This is a genomic window from Thioalkalivibrio sp. ALE22 (assembly GCF_000381445.1).
In the GTDB taxonomy this organism is placed as follows: domain Bacteria; phylum Pseudomonadota; class Gammaproteobacteria; order Ectothiorhodospirales; family Ectothiorhodospiraceae; genus Thioalkalivibrio.
This window is the reverse complement of record NZ_KB906512.1, coordinates 35,253-49,154: the sequence shown is the minus strand read 5'-3', so window position 1 is coordinate 49,154 and position 13,902 is coordinate 35,253. Positions and strand designations below refer to the sequence as shown.

Here is a 13,902-nt window from a genome sequence, read left to right as displayed (position 1 = left end):
CCCCGGGGACGACCGCGCTTGGCCTGTCGGAGCTCAGCTTGCCTCGACCATATCCCGGTAGCCATGCCACATGGCGAAACCCAGCCACGGGAAGATCACGATCAGGGCCAGCAGGCCGGTTGCGATCGACACCATGAACAGGGCCGTGATGATCAGGGCCCACAGAATCAGGGTGCCCGGGTTGTGGTTGAAGGCCTTCAGGCTGACACCAATGGACTCGATCAGGCTCTTTTGCGAGGCCTCTTCACGCACCCGGTGATCCAGCAGGGCCGGGATGGTCGCCAGGCTCAGGGCGAAGACCACCAGCCCGAAGACGATGGCGGCCAGCACGACCCCTACCAGCGAGATGATCCCGGCGCCACTGCCGAGCATTGCGCCCACCAGATGGTGCAGCTGCCCCATCATGTCGAGTTCGCCGATGTTGAGGACCGCGATCCACATCCACACGAAACTGGCCCAGATCACGAACAGCACGGCCAGGAGCGCGGCAAAGCCCCAGATCGATCCGCCCAGGGCGCCCAGCCAGCCGAGGCCGGCACCGCCCGGCTGGCCGCGCTCCTTCTGCAGGGCCAGGTAGTTCACGCCCACCGCGAGTACAGGCCCCAGCAGCAGGATGCCGGCAAGGAAGGAAAAGGCCATCCACGGCTGGTTCCACGACAGGCCCAACAGGACCAGGCTGGCCAGCGCAATCACCAGGCCGTGTACGAGGGCCACCGGCGTCTTCCAGAGGTCGCGCCAGCCCTTGCCGAGCCAGGTGCCGAGGTCCTCGGGCGCGACTTCGCGGATCGCGGGCGAGTCGGTTTCGGGCGTATGTTCGGGGTGGGTCTCGCCCAGATCCTCGGGGTAGGCCCGCTGCACAACGGGGATTTCGTCCTTCTCGTGCATGTCCTTCCTCCTTGGAACGTCAGGTTCAACGTTTCCGGTTGCTTTACCCAGTGAGGCAGTCCGGGCCGGGGGCATGTTCCTGAATTGACGTGACGCGGTTCACAGGCCGCCGGTGATCCGGGTGTCCCTCCGGATCTCTGCCCTGCGCCGCGCGAGGCTGCGGGGCGCTGTTTCCCTTGGAGGGGGTGGGGGGCGCTGGTATTCTGCGCAGTTCTTTGTTTTCGGCGATCAGGACAGGTGAGGCGCATGCAGGAGCACTATTCCCCCGAGGCGGTCGAGGCGCAGGCACAGCGCCAGTGGGAGGAGGCTGACTGCTTCCGCGCGCGCGAGGACGCCGCCGGCGAGCCGTTCTACTGCCTGTCCATGTTCCCCTACCCCTCGGGCAAGCTGCACATGGGGCATGTGCGCAACTACACCATCGGTGACGTGATCGCGCGCTTCCAGCGCATGCAGGGCAAAAGCGTGCTGCAGCCGATGGGCTGGGATGCCTTCGGCCTGCCGGCGGAAAACGCGGCGATGCAGAACCATGTCCCGCCGGCCGCCTGGACGCGCCAGAACATCGAGCAGATGCGCACCCAGCTCAAGCGCCTGGGCTTTGCCTACGACTGGTCGCGCGAGTTCGCGACCTGCGATGCCGACTACTACCGCTGGGAACAGTGGCTGTTCGTGCGCCTGCTGAAGAAGGGCCTGGTCTATCGCAAGAAGGCGACCGTGAACTGGGACCCGGTGGACCAGACCGTACTCGCCAACGAGCAGGTGATCGAAGGCCGTGGCTGGCGCTCCGGCGCGCTGGTCGAGCGCCGCGAGATGCCGCAGTGGTTCCTGCGCATCACCGACTACGCCGACGAGCTGCTGGAGGCCCTGGACGACCTCAACGGCTGGCCGGACCAGGTGCGCACCATGCAGCGCAACTGGATCGGGCGTTCCGAGGGCGTGGAGTTGGAGTTCGCGGTGGATGGCGGCGAACCGCTGACCGTCTATACCACGCGTCCGGACACCCTGTTCGGCGTCTCCTACATGGCGCTGGCCCCGGAACACCCGCGGGTGCAGGCGCTGGCGGAACATGATGCCGAACTGGCTGCGTTCGTCGCTGACTGCGCGCAGGGCGGGGTGGCCGAGGCCGATCTGGCGACCATGGAGAAGAAGGGTCGGTCGCTGGGCTTTACCGCCCGCCATCCGCTGACTGGTGCGGAGGTCCCGGTCTGGGTCGCCAACTTCGTGTTGATGGAATACGGCACCGGCGCGGTGATGGCGGTGCCGGCACACGACGAACGCGACCACGAGTTCGCGACGAAATACGACCTGCCGATCCGGCAGGTGATCGCCCCGGCCGACGGTGCCGAGTGCGACGTACAGGCCGCGGCCTTCACCGATCCCGGTGTGCTGGTGAACTCCGGCGACTTCGACGGGCAGGCCTCCGAGGCGGCCAAGGCCGCGATCGCCGAACACCTGGAGCAGGCCGGGCTGGGCCGGCGCCGGCGCAACTACCGCCTGCGCGACTGGGGCATCTCGCGCCAGCGCTACTGGGGCTGCCCGATCCCGGTGATCCACTGCGACGACTGCGGGGCGGTGCCGGTGCCGGAGGCGGACCTGCCGGTGCGCCTGCCGGAGGACGTGATCCCGGACGGCGCCGGCTCGCCGCTGGCGCGCATGCCCGAGTTCTTCGAGGCAACCTGCCCGGAATGCGGCAAGCCGGCACGGCGCGAGACCGATACCTTCGACACCTTCTTCGAATCCAGCTGGTACTTCGCCCGCTACGCCTGCGCCGACAACGACACCGCGATGCTGGACACGCGCGCCGACCACTGGCTGCCGGTGGACCAGTACGTGGGCGGCATCGAGCATGCGGTGCTGCATCTGCTGTATGCGCGCTTCTTCCACAAGCTGCTGCGCGACGAGGGCCTGGTGGCCTCCGACGAGCCGTTCACCCGGCTGCTGACCCAGGGGATGGTGATCGCGCCGACCTTCTACCGCGAGCGCGGTGACGGCGGGAAGGACTGGATCAACCCGGCCGATGTCGAGCTGGAACGCGCGGAGGACGGCTCGGTGAAGGCCGCACGCCACCGCGAGGACGGCCAGCCGGTGGTCGTGGGCGGCATGGAGAAGATGTCCAAGTCGAAGAACAACGGCGTGGACCCGCAGGCGCTGATCGAGCGCTTCGGCGCCGACACCGCGCGGCTGTTCACCATGTTCGCCGCGCCGCCGGACCTGTCGCTGGAGTGGTCCGACTCCGGCGTCGAGGGCGCGCAGCGCTTCATCAAGCGCCTGTGGCGGGCGGTGCACGAGCACGTGAATGGTGATGCCCCGGGTGCGCTGGATGTGGACGCGCTGGACGACGCTGGGCGCGAGCTGCGGCGCAAGCTGCACGACACCATCGCCAAGGTCACCGACGACATCGGCCGGCGCCAGACCTTCAACACGGCGGTGGCCGCGAACATGGAGCTGCTGAACGACCTCGGCAAATTCCCGAAGGATGGTGCGCAGGCCGCGGCCGTGCGCCAGGAGGCCCTGGAAGGCATCGTGCGCATGCTGGCGCCGATCATCCCGCACGTGACCGAGACCCTGTGGCGCGCGCTGGGCCATGACGAGCTGGTCGCGACCACCGCCTGGCCGACGGTCGACGAGGCCGCGCGCCAGGCCGCACAGGAGACCCTGGCGGTGCAGGTGAACGGCAAGCGCCGCGCCGAGATCGCGGTCCCGGCCGGCGCTGACAAGGACGCCATCGAGAGTGTTGCCCGCAACGACGAGAACGTACAGCGCCATCTCGAGGGCCACCATGTGGTCAAGGTGATCGTGGTCCCGGGCCGGCTGGTCAACTTCGTGGTGAAGCCGCAATGACCGCCCTGCTGCGCGCCGCGCTGGTCCTGGTGCTGGTGGCTGCACTGGCCGCCTGCGGTTTCCAGCTGCGCGGCAGTGGCGAGTGGCCGGAGGCGCTGCAGCCGGTCCAGATCACCGGGATCAATGCGCGTGATTCGCTGTACCGCGAGCTGGCCGTGACCCTGGGCTCCGCCGGCGTGGAGATCGTCAACCAGCGCCCCGAGGGGCAGGGCGCGATCCTCGAGATCCGCTCGGTCAACGACCAGCGTCGCACCCTGTCGGTGACCGAGGCGGCGCGGGTGTCCGAGTACGAGTTGATCCGCACGGTCGAGGTCCGCCTGCGCCCGGTCGACGGCGAAGCAGTGGACCTGGGGCCGCTGCGCGCCTCGCGCATCTACCTGTTCGACGGGACCGCCGTGCTCAGCCGTGGCGAGCGCGAGGCCACGCTGCGCGAGGCGATGGACCGCGACATCGTGGGTCAGCTGCAGCGCCGGATCGCGGCACTGACCGAGCCGGACGGCCGCCTGCGCGAACCGGCGGAGGAGCCGGCCCCGTAATGGCGCTGGATATCGCCCGCCTGGAGCAGGATCTCGCCCGCGGGCTGGCGCCGATCTACCTGCTGCTGGCCGAGGAGCCGCTGCAGGCGATCGAGGCGGCCGACGCGATCCGCGCGGCCGCCCGCGAGCAGGGCTTCCTCGAGCGCACGGTGCTGGACCTGACCGCACAGTCCGACTGGGGGCCGTTCGAGGCCGCGATCCGCGACCGCTCGCTGTTTGCCGAGCGCACGGTGCTGGACCTGCGCCTGGCCACCGGCAAGCCGGGCAAGACCGGTGGCGACCACCTGAAGGCCTACGCCGGCGATCCGCAGGACGATCTGGTGCTGTTGCTCCAGTTGCCGCGTCCGGACCGCGATATGCGCCGGGCGGCCTGGTTCAAGGCCCTGGAAAACCGCGCGGTGGTGATCCACGCGCGGCCGGTGCCGCCGGCCCAGCTGGGGAGCTGGATCCGCGCGCGCCTGCAGAAGAACGGGCTGCGCATCACCGACCCGGCGCTGGCGCTGCTGGTCGCGCGGGTGGAGGGCAACCTGCTCGCCGCGCGCCAGGAGATCGAGAAGCTGGCGCTGGCCGGCGTGACCGAGATCGACGAGGCGGTGCTGGCGGAGGCCACCACCGACGCCGCGCGTTTCGAGCTGTTCGCCCTGGCCCCGACCGCGCTGCGCGGCGATGTCCGCCATGCCCTGCGCATGCTGGAGGGCTTGCTGGAGGAGGGCCAGGCGGAGCCGCTGATCCTGTGGGCGCTGGCGCGCGAATGCCGGCTGCTGGTGCAGGCGATGGAGCGCAAGGCCGCCGGCGCGCCCGACAAGGAGGCCTTCCAGGGCAGCTTCGGCGATGGCCAGAAGGCCCTGCGCCAGGCCATGTCGCGGTTGAGCCTGACGCAGGCGCGGGGCCTGCTGGCCGAGGCCGCGCGTGTGGATCGCGTGATCAAGGGTCAGGAAAACGGCAATGCCCGGCAGGGGTTGCTAGACTTGGTGGCCCGTATGGCGGGGCGCCCGCTGACCGTGGCCGAACCCGCCCTGAACCCGGAACGAGTCTGACCGCATGAACGCTGCCGTGAACCCCACCGAATCCGTAGCCGACGATGTGATCGCCCAGGTCGAGGCGCTGGGCCGTGCCGCGCGCGTGGCCTCGCGGCGCATGGCCGAGGCCGAGCCGGGCGCGAAGAACGCGGCCCTGCACGCGATCGCCGAGGGCATCGCCGCGCGCCGTGCCGAGCTGGCGGAGGCCAACAGCCGCGACCTGGAGGCCGGGCGCGAGCGCGGCCTGGACGCCGCGATGCTGGACCGCCTGGCGCTGACCGATGCCCGCATCGACACCATGATCGAGGGCTGCCGCCAGGTGGCGGGCCTGCCCGATCCGGTGGGCACCATCTCCGACATGGCCTATCAGCCAAGCGGCATTCAGGTCGGCCAGATGCGCGTGCCGCTGGGCGTGATCGGCATCATCTACGAGTCGCGCCCGAACGTGACCATCGACGCCGCCGCGCTGTGCCTGAAGTCCGGCAACGCCGCGATCCTGCGCGGCGGCTCCGAGGCCCTGCACTCCAACCAGGCGCTGGCCGCGATCATCCAGGCCGGGCTGGAGCAGGCCGGGCTGCCGCGCGAGGCGGTGCAGGTGGTGCCGACCACCGACCGCGCGGCGGTGGGCGCGCTGCTGCGCATGCCGCAGTACGTGGACGTGATCGTGCCGCGCGGTGGCAAGGGCCTGATCGAACGCGTCAGCAACGAGTCGCAGATCCCGGTGATCAAGCACCTGGACGGCGTCTGCCACGTGTACGTGGACGGCGGGGCCGATCTCGACAAGGCGCTGGCGGTCGCGGTGAACGCCAAGACCCAGCGCTATGGCACCTGCAACACCATGGAGACGCTGCTGGTGCACGCGGATCAGGCCGAGGCCTTCCTGCCGCGCCTGGCGACGGCCCTGGCGGAACATCAGGTGAGCCTGCGTGGCTGCGCGCGTACCCGGGCCATCCTCGCGAATGCCGGGACGGATATCGCCGAGGCGACCGAGGACGACTGGGTGGCCGAGTACCTGGGACCGATCCTCGCGATCCGCGTGGTTGACGACCTGGACGCGGCGATCGACCACATCAACACTTATGGTTCGCACCATACCGACAGCATCGTGACCGAGGACTACACCCGGGCCCGGCGCTTCCTGCGCGCGGTGGACTCCAGCTCGGTGATGGTGAACGCCTCCACCCGTTTCGCCGATGGCTTCGAATACGGTCTGGGCGCGGAGATCGGCATCTCCACCGACAAGCTGCACGCGCGCGGCCCGGTGGGCCTGCATGGGCTGACGACCCTCAAGTATGTGGTGTTCGGCGACGGTCATGTGCGTAGCTAAGAAAGACGCGCGATTGGATCAGCGTCTCCCTGGGGCACGCCCGGCGTGATCGGGATCCTCGGCGGCACCTTCGATCCGATCCACTTCGGGCATCTGCGTCCGGCGCTGGAGATCCAGCAGCATCTGGGCCTGGAACGGGTACACTTCATCCCCTGCCACGTGCCGCCGCATCGCGCGAGCCCGGGCACCGGCAGCGACGACCGGCTGGCGATGGTGGAGAGTGCCATCGCGGACGTGCCGGGGTTTGTGGCCGATCGCCGTGAACTGGATCGCGAAGGGCCGTCCTACACCGTCGACACCCTGCTCAGCTTCCGCGAGGAGCTGGGGCCGGAGGCACCGCTGGTGCTGATCATGGGCATGGACGCCTTCGCCGGCCTGCCGTCGTGGAACCGCTGGAAGCAGATCTTCGATCTGGCGCATATCGTGGTCTCGCATCGTCCCGGCAGCCCGGCCTCGCAGGATCTGGGGGGCTGGCTGGGTAATGCCGCAACCCGCGACCCGGCGGTGCTGCGCAATGCCCCGGGCGGGCGGGTCTATTTCCAGCCGGTGACCCAGCTCGATATCTCCGCCACCGCGATCCGGGATGAACTGCAGGCCGGGCGCAGCCCGCGCTTCCTGCTCCCCGGCGCCGTCAATCGCTACATCCACGACCGCGGCCTGTACCGGGCCGTGTCGAACCGCAATCACGGGATATGACCGACAGCATGAACAGTGAACAACTCCTGGAGCTGGTGACCACCGCTCTGGACGACATGAAGGCCCAGAACATCCGCAGCATCGACGTGCGCGGCAAGACCACGCTGGCGGACTACATGGTGATCGCCTCCGGGACCTCCGGGCGTCACGTGCAGTCCACCGCGGAGTCGGTGGCAATGAAGGCCAAGGAGGCCGGCATCCAGCCGCTGGGGGTCGAGGGCCAGGAGAGCCAGGAGTGGGTGCTGGTGGACCTGAACGACGTGATCGTCCACGTGATGCTCCCGGAGACCCGCGACTTCTACAACCTGGAAAAGCTCTGGCTGGCCGAGGAGGCCGCGGATACCGAAAAGGCCGCGCCCGAGGACCCCAGCCTGGAGCGCGTCCGCCGCCTGCGCGGCTGACCGGGGCGCGCCGCCATGCGCCTGGACCTGATTGCGATCGGCAAGCGCATGCCCGACTGGGTGGCGGCCGGGTTCGACGAGTACGCCGGTCGTCTGCCGCGCGAGCTGAACCTGAACCTGCAGGCCCTGGCCGGCCCCTCCGGGGCCAAGTCCATGGATACGGCCACGCTGCTGCGGCGCGAGGGCGAGATCCTGCTGAAGGCCATCCCCGAGGGCGCCCGCGTGATCCTGCTGGACGAGCGCGGCAAGGGCGTGGACACCAGGGGCGTCGCGCGGCGCCTGGAGGACTGGCAGCAGGACGGGCGCGATGTCGCGCTGGTGATCGGCGGGGCCGCGGGGCTGGATGAGGCCGTGCGCACCCGTGCAGAATGGGCCTGGTCGCTGTCGCCGCTGACCTTCCCGCACATGCTGGTGCGGGTGCTGGTCGCCGAGCAGCTCTACCGCGCCTGGTCGCTGCTGAACAACCACCCCTACCACCGCGCGTGACGCCCGTGGCTCATCCGCTGCTGCTGGCCTCCGCATCCCCGCGCCGCCGCGAACTGCTGGAGCAGATCCAGCTCGCCTACGAGGTGGCCCCGATGGACGTGGACGAGACCCCGTTACCGGGCGAGTCCCCAGAGGCGCTGGTCGAACGCCTCGCCATCGCCAAGGCCAAGGCGGCCATCGCGTGCGGCATCCCGGGGCAGTGGGTGCTGGCCGCGGATACCGTCGTCGCGGTGGGCGACGAGGCCCTGGGAAAGCCCGCGGATTGCGCCGATGCCGATGCCATGCTGCAACGCCTTTCCGGCGGGGAGCACCGGGTGGTATCCGGCATGGCGCTGGGCCGGCCCGCTGCATCCATGCGGGCGCGTACCGTGACGACCCGCGTGCGCATGCGGCCGCTGACGTCATCCGACATCGCGGCCTACTGGGCGACCGGCGAGCCGCGTGGCAAGGCCGGCGCCTATGCCATCCAGGGGCGCGGTGCCGCCTTTGTCGAATGGATCGAGGGGTCCTACACCAATGTGGTCGGTCTGCCCCTGTTCGAGCTGGAGGCCTGGCTGCGCGAGATCCCCGACCCGCCGCCGCGTGTCTGAACCGCCCCCGTCAGCGCCCCTTTACTGGATGTTGTGGTGCTCCAGCGGGTAGCCGCGTTCCTTGAAGTAGCGGTAGCGGGCGCGGCCCGCCTCGCGTTCCGATTCCTCGCCGCCGACGATATCCGCGACCCGCTCGAAGCGCCCGCAGTACTCCGGCACCTCCGCCGCCAGGTTGATCAGCACGTCGCAGCGATCCGACGGGGCATGGGCTTCGTGCAGGGAGACCGGGACGTCCGCATCGCGCACGTCGGTGCTGTGCGGCAGGAACGCGGTGTCCTCGAAGGTCCACAGCCACTCGTCCAGCGTGCGTGTCAGCTCCGGCGAGCCGGTGTGGATGTGCACGCGATGGCCCTGGCCGCTGGCCTTTTTCGCCAAGCGGCAGGTGAAGCGCAGGCGCGCCTCCGGGGCCGGGTCCTGCAGCAGGTAGAAGCTGACGTGGGTCATCCGCGCCCGACCCGGATCAGGCCTGGTCGAGCAGGTAGCGCATCAGCATCGGTACCGGGCGGCCGGTCGCGCCCTTCTCCTTGCCGCTCTTCCAGGCCACGCCGGCGATGTCGACATGCGCCCAGGTGTAGTCCTCGGTATAGCGCGACAGGAAGCAGGCGGCGGTGATGGTGCCGGCCGGGCGCCCGCCGATGTTGGCCATGTCGGCGAAATTGCTCTTCAGCTGTTCCTGGTACTCCGGCCACAGGGGGAGCTGCCAGCCGCGATCGCCGGTCTCCTCGCCGGCGGCCAGCAGGCGTTTGATCAAGGGTTCCTTGTTGCCCAGGATCGCCGCACCCTGGTGACCCAGGGCGATGATGCAGGCCCCGGTCAGGGTGGCGATGTCGATCACCACCTTCGGCTTGTAGCGCTCCACCCAGGTCAGGGCGTCGGCCAGCACCAGGCGGCCCTCGGCGTCGGTATTCAGGATCTCGACGGTCTGTCCGGACAGGGTGGTGACGATGTCGCCCGGGCGGGTCGCGCGGCCGTCGGGCATGTTCTCGGCACTGGTGACCACGCCGACCACGTTGACCGGCAGCCCCAGCTCGCAGCAGGCCTCGATCACCCCGAACACGCTGGCCGCGCCGCACATGTCGTACTTCATCTCGTCCATCTCGGCGCCGGGCTTCAGCGAGATGCCGCCGGTGTCGAAGGTGATGCCCTTGCCGACCAGCACCACCGGGGCGGCGCCCTTCTTGCCCCCGGAGTACTCCATCGCGATCAGGCGCGGCGGGCGCTCGGAACCCCTGCCTACCGCCAGGATGGCACCGGCGCCGAGCTTCTCCAGGTCCTTCTCGTCCAGCACCGTGGCCTTCAGCGACTTGTACTGTTTCGCCATCTCGCGCGCGGTGTCGGCCAGGCTCTCCGGGTAGCAGACATTCGGCGGGGTGTTGCCCAGGTCCTTCGCGCGGTTCACGCCGGTGGCGATCGCCGCGGCCTCGGTGCAGGCCTGCTTCGCGGCCTCGGCGTCCTTGCGTTCCACGCACAGCTGGATCTTGTCCAGCTTCACCGGGGTGGTCTTCTCCTTGCCCTTGAACGGGGTGAAGCGGTAGGCGGCCTCCGAGATCGCCGCGACCAGGGTGTGCACCACCCAGGCGATGTCCTTGCCGCGCGGCTGGAAGTCCGCGACCGCGATCGCGGCGCTGGTGGCCGGGCGCTCGACCAGTGCGGCGGCCAGGGCCTGCGCCGCCTTGCGCGCGGCGCGGGCGTCGAAGTCCTTCTTCGCCCCCAGGCCGATCAGGAGTGCGCTACCCTTCCCCTGATTGCCTGGGCTGCCACCGCCGGGCAGCAACAGCCGGCTGCCGGCCTCGCCATCCATCTCGCCGGCCTTCAGCAGTGCCGCGATCTCGCCGTCGCGCGCGGCATCCAGGGCACTGGCGCCCGCGGCCGGATTGCGCTTGTGATTGATGCCGGCGGCGCGGATGCCGGCGCGGGGTTTGTCGAGGGTCGAAGTGGTGACGGAGAATTGCATGAATGCCTCCCGAAAATGAGTTCCATCATGGTACCAGCGCCACGCGGCGACCGACCACGCGCCGCGCGGGCCGCGGGGTAATGCGCGCATGATTCTGCGCCGTGCCGAACGCTTCATCGCCCGCGAGCTGCTGGTCACCCAGACCGCGGTCACCATCGTCCTGCTGCTGGTCATCATCGGCGGCGTGCTGGCGCGGGTGCTGCGGGACGTCGCCGAGGGCACGATCCCGGTCGATTTTCTGCCGCCGCTGGTGGCCTTCGGTGCCTTCAAGGGCATTGTCTTCCTCTGGCCGGTGGCGCTGTTTCTGGCCTTCATGCTGGTGCTGGGCCGGTTGCAGCGCGACAGCGAACTGGTCGCGCTGCAGGCCAGCGGCATGTCCTTCGCCGCGCTTTATCGCGCGCTTTTGTGGGTGGCCGTGCCCGCGACGCTGCTGCTGCTGGTGCTGATGATGCTGGTGGTGCCGCGTACCGAGGCCCAGATCGATCAGTTCCGCGACCTGGCCGAGCAGCGCTCCGACCTGGTCGGGATTACCCCCGGGCGTTTCCTGCGCTCGCGGGTGGGCGAGCAGGTCTTCTTCGCCGAGCGCCTGAGCGAAGACCGCGAGGCGCTGCTGGAGGTGTTCATCTACCGGGAGGTGGAGGGCGAGGCGCAGGTGACCGTGGCCGAGCGCGCGATCCCCGATCCCGGGGCGGAGGGCAGCGGCTTCCTGATCCTCGAGAACGGCTACCGCCACGTCGGTGTGCCGGGCGAAAGCAGCTTCCGCATGCTCGAGTTCGAGCGCCTGCGGACCCAGATCACCGAACCGGACGCCGGGGCGGGGCGCCGCTCGCTGAACGCGATGTCGACGCTGGATCTCTGGGAGGAGCGGCATCGCCCCGACCACCGCGCGGAGCTGGAATGGCGCCTCGCCATGCCGCTGTCGATCCTGGTGCTGAGCCTGATCGCGCTGCCGCTGGCGCAGGTGCCGCCGCGCACCGGCCGTTATGCGCGTATCCCGGCGGCGATCGGCGTCTACGTGCTGTATGCCAACCTGTTGATCCTGGGGCAGGGCCAGCTGGCGGACGGGCGCACGCCGCTGGCCCTGGGCCTGTGGTGGACGCACGGCTCGATGCTGGTGCTTTGGCTGGTGCTCGCCTGGCGCAAGGGCATGCTGGGCCTCGGCCGGGCCATGGAGCGTGACGAGGTGACGCCATGACGACGGTGCTGGGGCGCTACATCATGCGCCAGGTCCTGATCGGGACCGCGCTGGCCGTGGTCCTGCTGGTGGCGCTGGATGCGGTGTTCGCGCTGATCGACGAGCTGCGCGACACCGGGCGAGGCAACTACGGGCTGACCGAGGCGCTTTTGTACGTGGCGCTGACCCTGCCGCGGCGGATGTACGACATGCTGCCGTCGGCGGCGTTGCTGGGTGGTCTGTTGTGGCTGGGCAATCTGGCCGCGAACAGCGAGCTGACCGCGATGCGCGCGGCCGGGATGACACTGGGCCGCTTTATCGGCTGGGTGATGCAGGCCGGCCTGGTCGTCGTGGTGGCGATGGTGGTGGTGGGCGAGTTCTTCGCCCCGGCCGCCGAGAGCCGGGCGCAGAACCTGAAGGCGACGGCCTTCGACGAACAGCTGAGCGTGAGCCCGATCGGGCTGTGGGCACGCGATGGCCGGCGCATGGTGCAGGCGGATACCGTGTTGCCGGGCAATCGGCTGATCGGGGTGCGCATCATCGAGGTGGACGCGAATCGCGAGCCGCGCGAGATCACGCGCGCCCAGAGCGCACAGTACGAGGGCGGGGCCTGGCGGCTGCAGGACGTAAAACGCTCAAGGCTGTCGCTGGAACGTGTCGAGTCGGAGCGTCTGGAGACCGAAACCATCGAGCGGCTGATCGCGCCGGAATACTTCGACGTGCTGGTGGTCGAGCCGGGCCAGATGGCGGCGCAGAACCTGGCGCGCTATATCGGCTACCTGCAGGAGAATCGCCTGGACTCGGCCCCCTATGAGGTCGCGTTCTGGCAACGCCTGACCCTGCCGGCCAGCACCTTCGTGATGCTGCTGCTGGCCATCCCGTTCCTGTTCGGTTCCCAGCGCGAGGGCGGGGCCGGCCGGCGGTTGTTCATCGGCATCGCGATCGGCGTGTCCTTCGCAATCGTGATGCGCGCGATGACCCACCTGGGGCTGGTCTACAACCTGCCGCCCTTCGTCGCCGCCAGCCTGCCGGTCGTGCTGTTCCTGATCCTGGCACTGGTGGCGCTGTATCGAATGGGGCGCCAGACATGATGGCCTGGCTGCGCGCGGGCTTCCTGCTGGGGCTGGTCGCCATGCTGGTGGCCTGCGGGAGCGGCGTCCCGGGCGACTTCGATCCGCTCCCGCGCCAGGCGACCGTACTGGCCTTCGGCGACAGTGTGACCCACGGGACCGGGGCCGGAGCGGGCGAGGACTACCCGGCGCGCCTGGCGGCGATCACCGGCTGGACGATCGTCAACGACGGGGTGCCCGGGGATCGCGCCAGCAGCGCCCGCGAGCGTCTCGCCCCGAGCCTGCGCGCGCACGAGCCCGATCTGGTGCTGATCTGGCTGGGTGGCAACGATTTCCTGCGCCAGCGCGACCCGGCCGCGGTGCGCGAGGATCTGCGTGTACTGGTGGAGATCGTTCGCGACCATGGAGCCCAGCCCCTGCTGCTGGGGGTGCCGCGGGCCTCCGCCCTGGGCGCGGCCACGGGCCACCTGCGGGACGACCCGATCTACCGCGAGCTGGCGCACGAGGAACAGGTGCCCCTGATCGAGGGCGTGCTCTCCGGGGTGCTGTCCGAGAGCGATCTGCGCGCGGACCCGGTCCATCCCAATGCCCGCGGCTACCGCCGCATCGCCACCGAGATCGCCGAGGCCCTGGACGACCTCGGCCTCTGGCTCGCCCCCTGATGGTTGTGCACCACGAAGCGCACGAAGGCACGAAGAAGGGCCAGGTCAAAAGCGATTGAACCACAGAGAGCACGGAGGGCACGGAGAAAATCGGTGTTTGTTTGGCGGCGGGCAGTGTGCCGACGTGCGCAACAGATCGCATCAAGCCTGCGGACCGACCACCCCCGGTAGATTTCGCGTGGCTCGACCCGTCCCGGCGAGGTTCGATCCGAAAGCCTTTCGGTTTTCTCCGTGTCCTCTGTGTTCTCCGTGGTGAATCCGCCC

Annotated in this window: 14 protein-coding genes; 11 read left to right on the top strand and 3 right to left on the bottom strand. The window is 69.6% G+C overall.

Going from position 1 to position 13,902, the window contains the following annotated elements; all coding sequences use genetic code 11:
- Positions 1-33: 33 nt before the first annotated feature.
- Positions 34-885, bottom strand: coding sequence for a DUF2189 domain-containing protein (locus F793_RS0112075; RefSeq protein WP_018882758.1), 852 nt, complete (start codon positions 883-885; stop codon positions 34-36).
- Positions 886-1,131: 246 nt separating this feature from the next.
- On the opposite strand from F793_RS0112075, the gene leuS reads away from it, so the two are divergent.
- From leuS to F793_RS0112035, 8 genes are read left to right on the top strand one after another with little or no spacing between them, the layout of a single operon-like run.
- Entirely contained in the window at positions 1,132-3,723 is a 2,592-nt protein-coding gene (gene leuS / locus F793_RS0112070; RefSeq protein WP_018882759.1) for a leucine--tRNA ligase, read from the top strand.
- Positions 3,720-4,259 carry an LPS assembly lipoprotein LptE gene (gene lptE, locus F793_RS0112065; RefSeq protein WP_018878086.1) on the top strand — a complete coding sequence of 180 codons (540 nt, stop codon included), beginning with the start codon at positions 3,720-3,722 and terminating at the stop codon, positions 4,257-4,259. Before leuS ends, lptE begins: the two co-directional genes overlap by 4 nt.
- Complete coding sequence (gene holA / locus F793_RS0112060; protein WP_018879757.1) at positions 4,259-5,296, top strand: DNA polymerase III subunit delta; 1,038 nt, start codon at positions 4,259-4,261, stop codon at positions 5,294-5,296. The genes lptE and holA overlap by 1 nt, the downstream gene beginning before the upstream one ends.
- Positions 5,297-5,300: 4 nt before the next feature.
- Positions 5,301-6,605, top strand: coding sequence for a glutamate-5-semialdehyde dehydrogenase (locus tag F793_RS0112055; protein ID WP_018882760.1), 1,305 nt, complete (start codon positions 5,301-5,303; stop codon positions 6,603-6,605).
- A gap of 45 nt (positions 6,606-6,650) precedes the next feature.
- The gene (gene nadD, locus F793_RS0112050; RefSeq protein ID WP_018865702.1) at positions 6,651-7,301 is read left to right on the top strand and encodes a nicotinate-nucleotide adenylyltransferase; all 651 of its coding nucleotides are present in this window, start codon (positions 6,651-6,653) and stop codon (positions 7,299-7,301) included.
- A gap of 8 nt (positions 7,302-7,309) precedes the next feature.
- A complete protein-coding gene (rsfS, locus tag F793_RS0112045; protein WP_026279156.1) occupies positions 7,310-7,702 on the top strand; it encodes a ribosome silencing factor in 393 nt (130 codons plus the stop codon).
- A 15-nt stretch (positions 7,703-7,717) separates the two neighbouring features.
- A complete protein-coding gene (gene rlmH, locus F793_RS0112040; protein ID WP_018882761.1) occupies positions 7,718-8,188 on the top strand; it encodes a 23S rRNA (pseudouridine(1915)-N(3))-methyltransferase RlmH in 471 nt (156 codons plus the stop codon).
- Complete coding sequence (locus tag F793_RS0112035) at positions 8,185-8,778, top strand: nucleoside triphosphate pyrophosphatase (protein ID WP_196799896.1); 594 nt, start codon at positions 8,185-8,187, stop codon at positions 8,776-8,778. The genes rlmH and F793_RS0112035 overlap by 4 nt, the downstream gene beginning before the upstream one ends.
- Before the next feature lie 21 nt (positions 8,779-8,799).
- Here the strand turns inward: F793_RS0112035 and F793_RS0112030 are convergent, their stop codons facing one another.
- Together F793_RS0112030 and F793_RS0112025 are read right to left on the bottom strand one after the other, a co-directional pair.
- Positions 8,800-9,222 (bottom strand): DNA polymerase III subunit chi, encoded by a 423-nt coding sequence (locus F793_RS0112030; protein WP_018879760.1) that lies wholly within the window; start codon positions 9,220-9,222, stop codon positions 8,800-8,802.
- A 16-nt stretch (positions 9,223-9,238) separates the two neighbouring features.
- Complete coding sequence (locus tag F793_RS0112025) at positions 9,239-10,732, bottom strand: leucyl aminopeptidase (protein WP_018882762.1); 1,494 nt, start codon at positions 10,730-10,732, stop codon at positions 9,239-9,241.
- Positions 10,733-10,820: 88 nt separating this feature from the next.
- Between F793_RS0112025 and lptF the strand changes: the two genes are divergently transcribed.
- The 3 genes from lptF to F793_RS0112010 are packed head-to-tail and all read left to right on the top strand — an operon-like array spanning position 10,821 to position 13,638.
- The gene (lptF, locus tag F793_RS0112020) at positions 10,821-11,927 is read left to right on the top strand and encodes an LPS export ABC transporter permease LptF (protein WP_018865708.1); all 1,107 of its coding nucleotides are present in this window, start codon (positions 10,821-10,823) and stop codon (positions 11,925-11,927) included.
- Positions 11,924-12,997 (top strand): LPS export ABC transporter permease LptG, encoded by a 1,074-nt coding sequence (lptG, locus tag F793_RS0112015; RefSeq protein WP_018878080.1) that lies wholly within the window; start codon positions 11,924-11,926, stop codon positions 12,995-12,997. Before lptF ends, lptG begins: the two co-directional genes overlap by 4 nt.
- Positions 12,994-13,638: a GDSL-type esterase/lipase family protein gene (locus tag F793_RS0112010; protein ID WP_018882763.1), complete on the top strand. Its 645-nt coding sequence runs from the start codon at positions 12,994-12,996 to the stop codon at positions 13,636-13,638. Before lptG ends, F793_RS0112010 begins: the two co-directional genes overlap by 4 nt.
- The last annotated feature ends 264 nt before the right edge of the window (positions 13,639-13,902 follow it).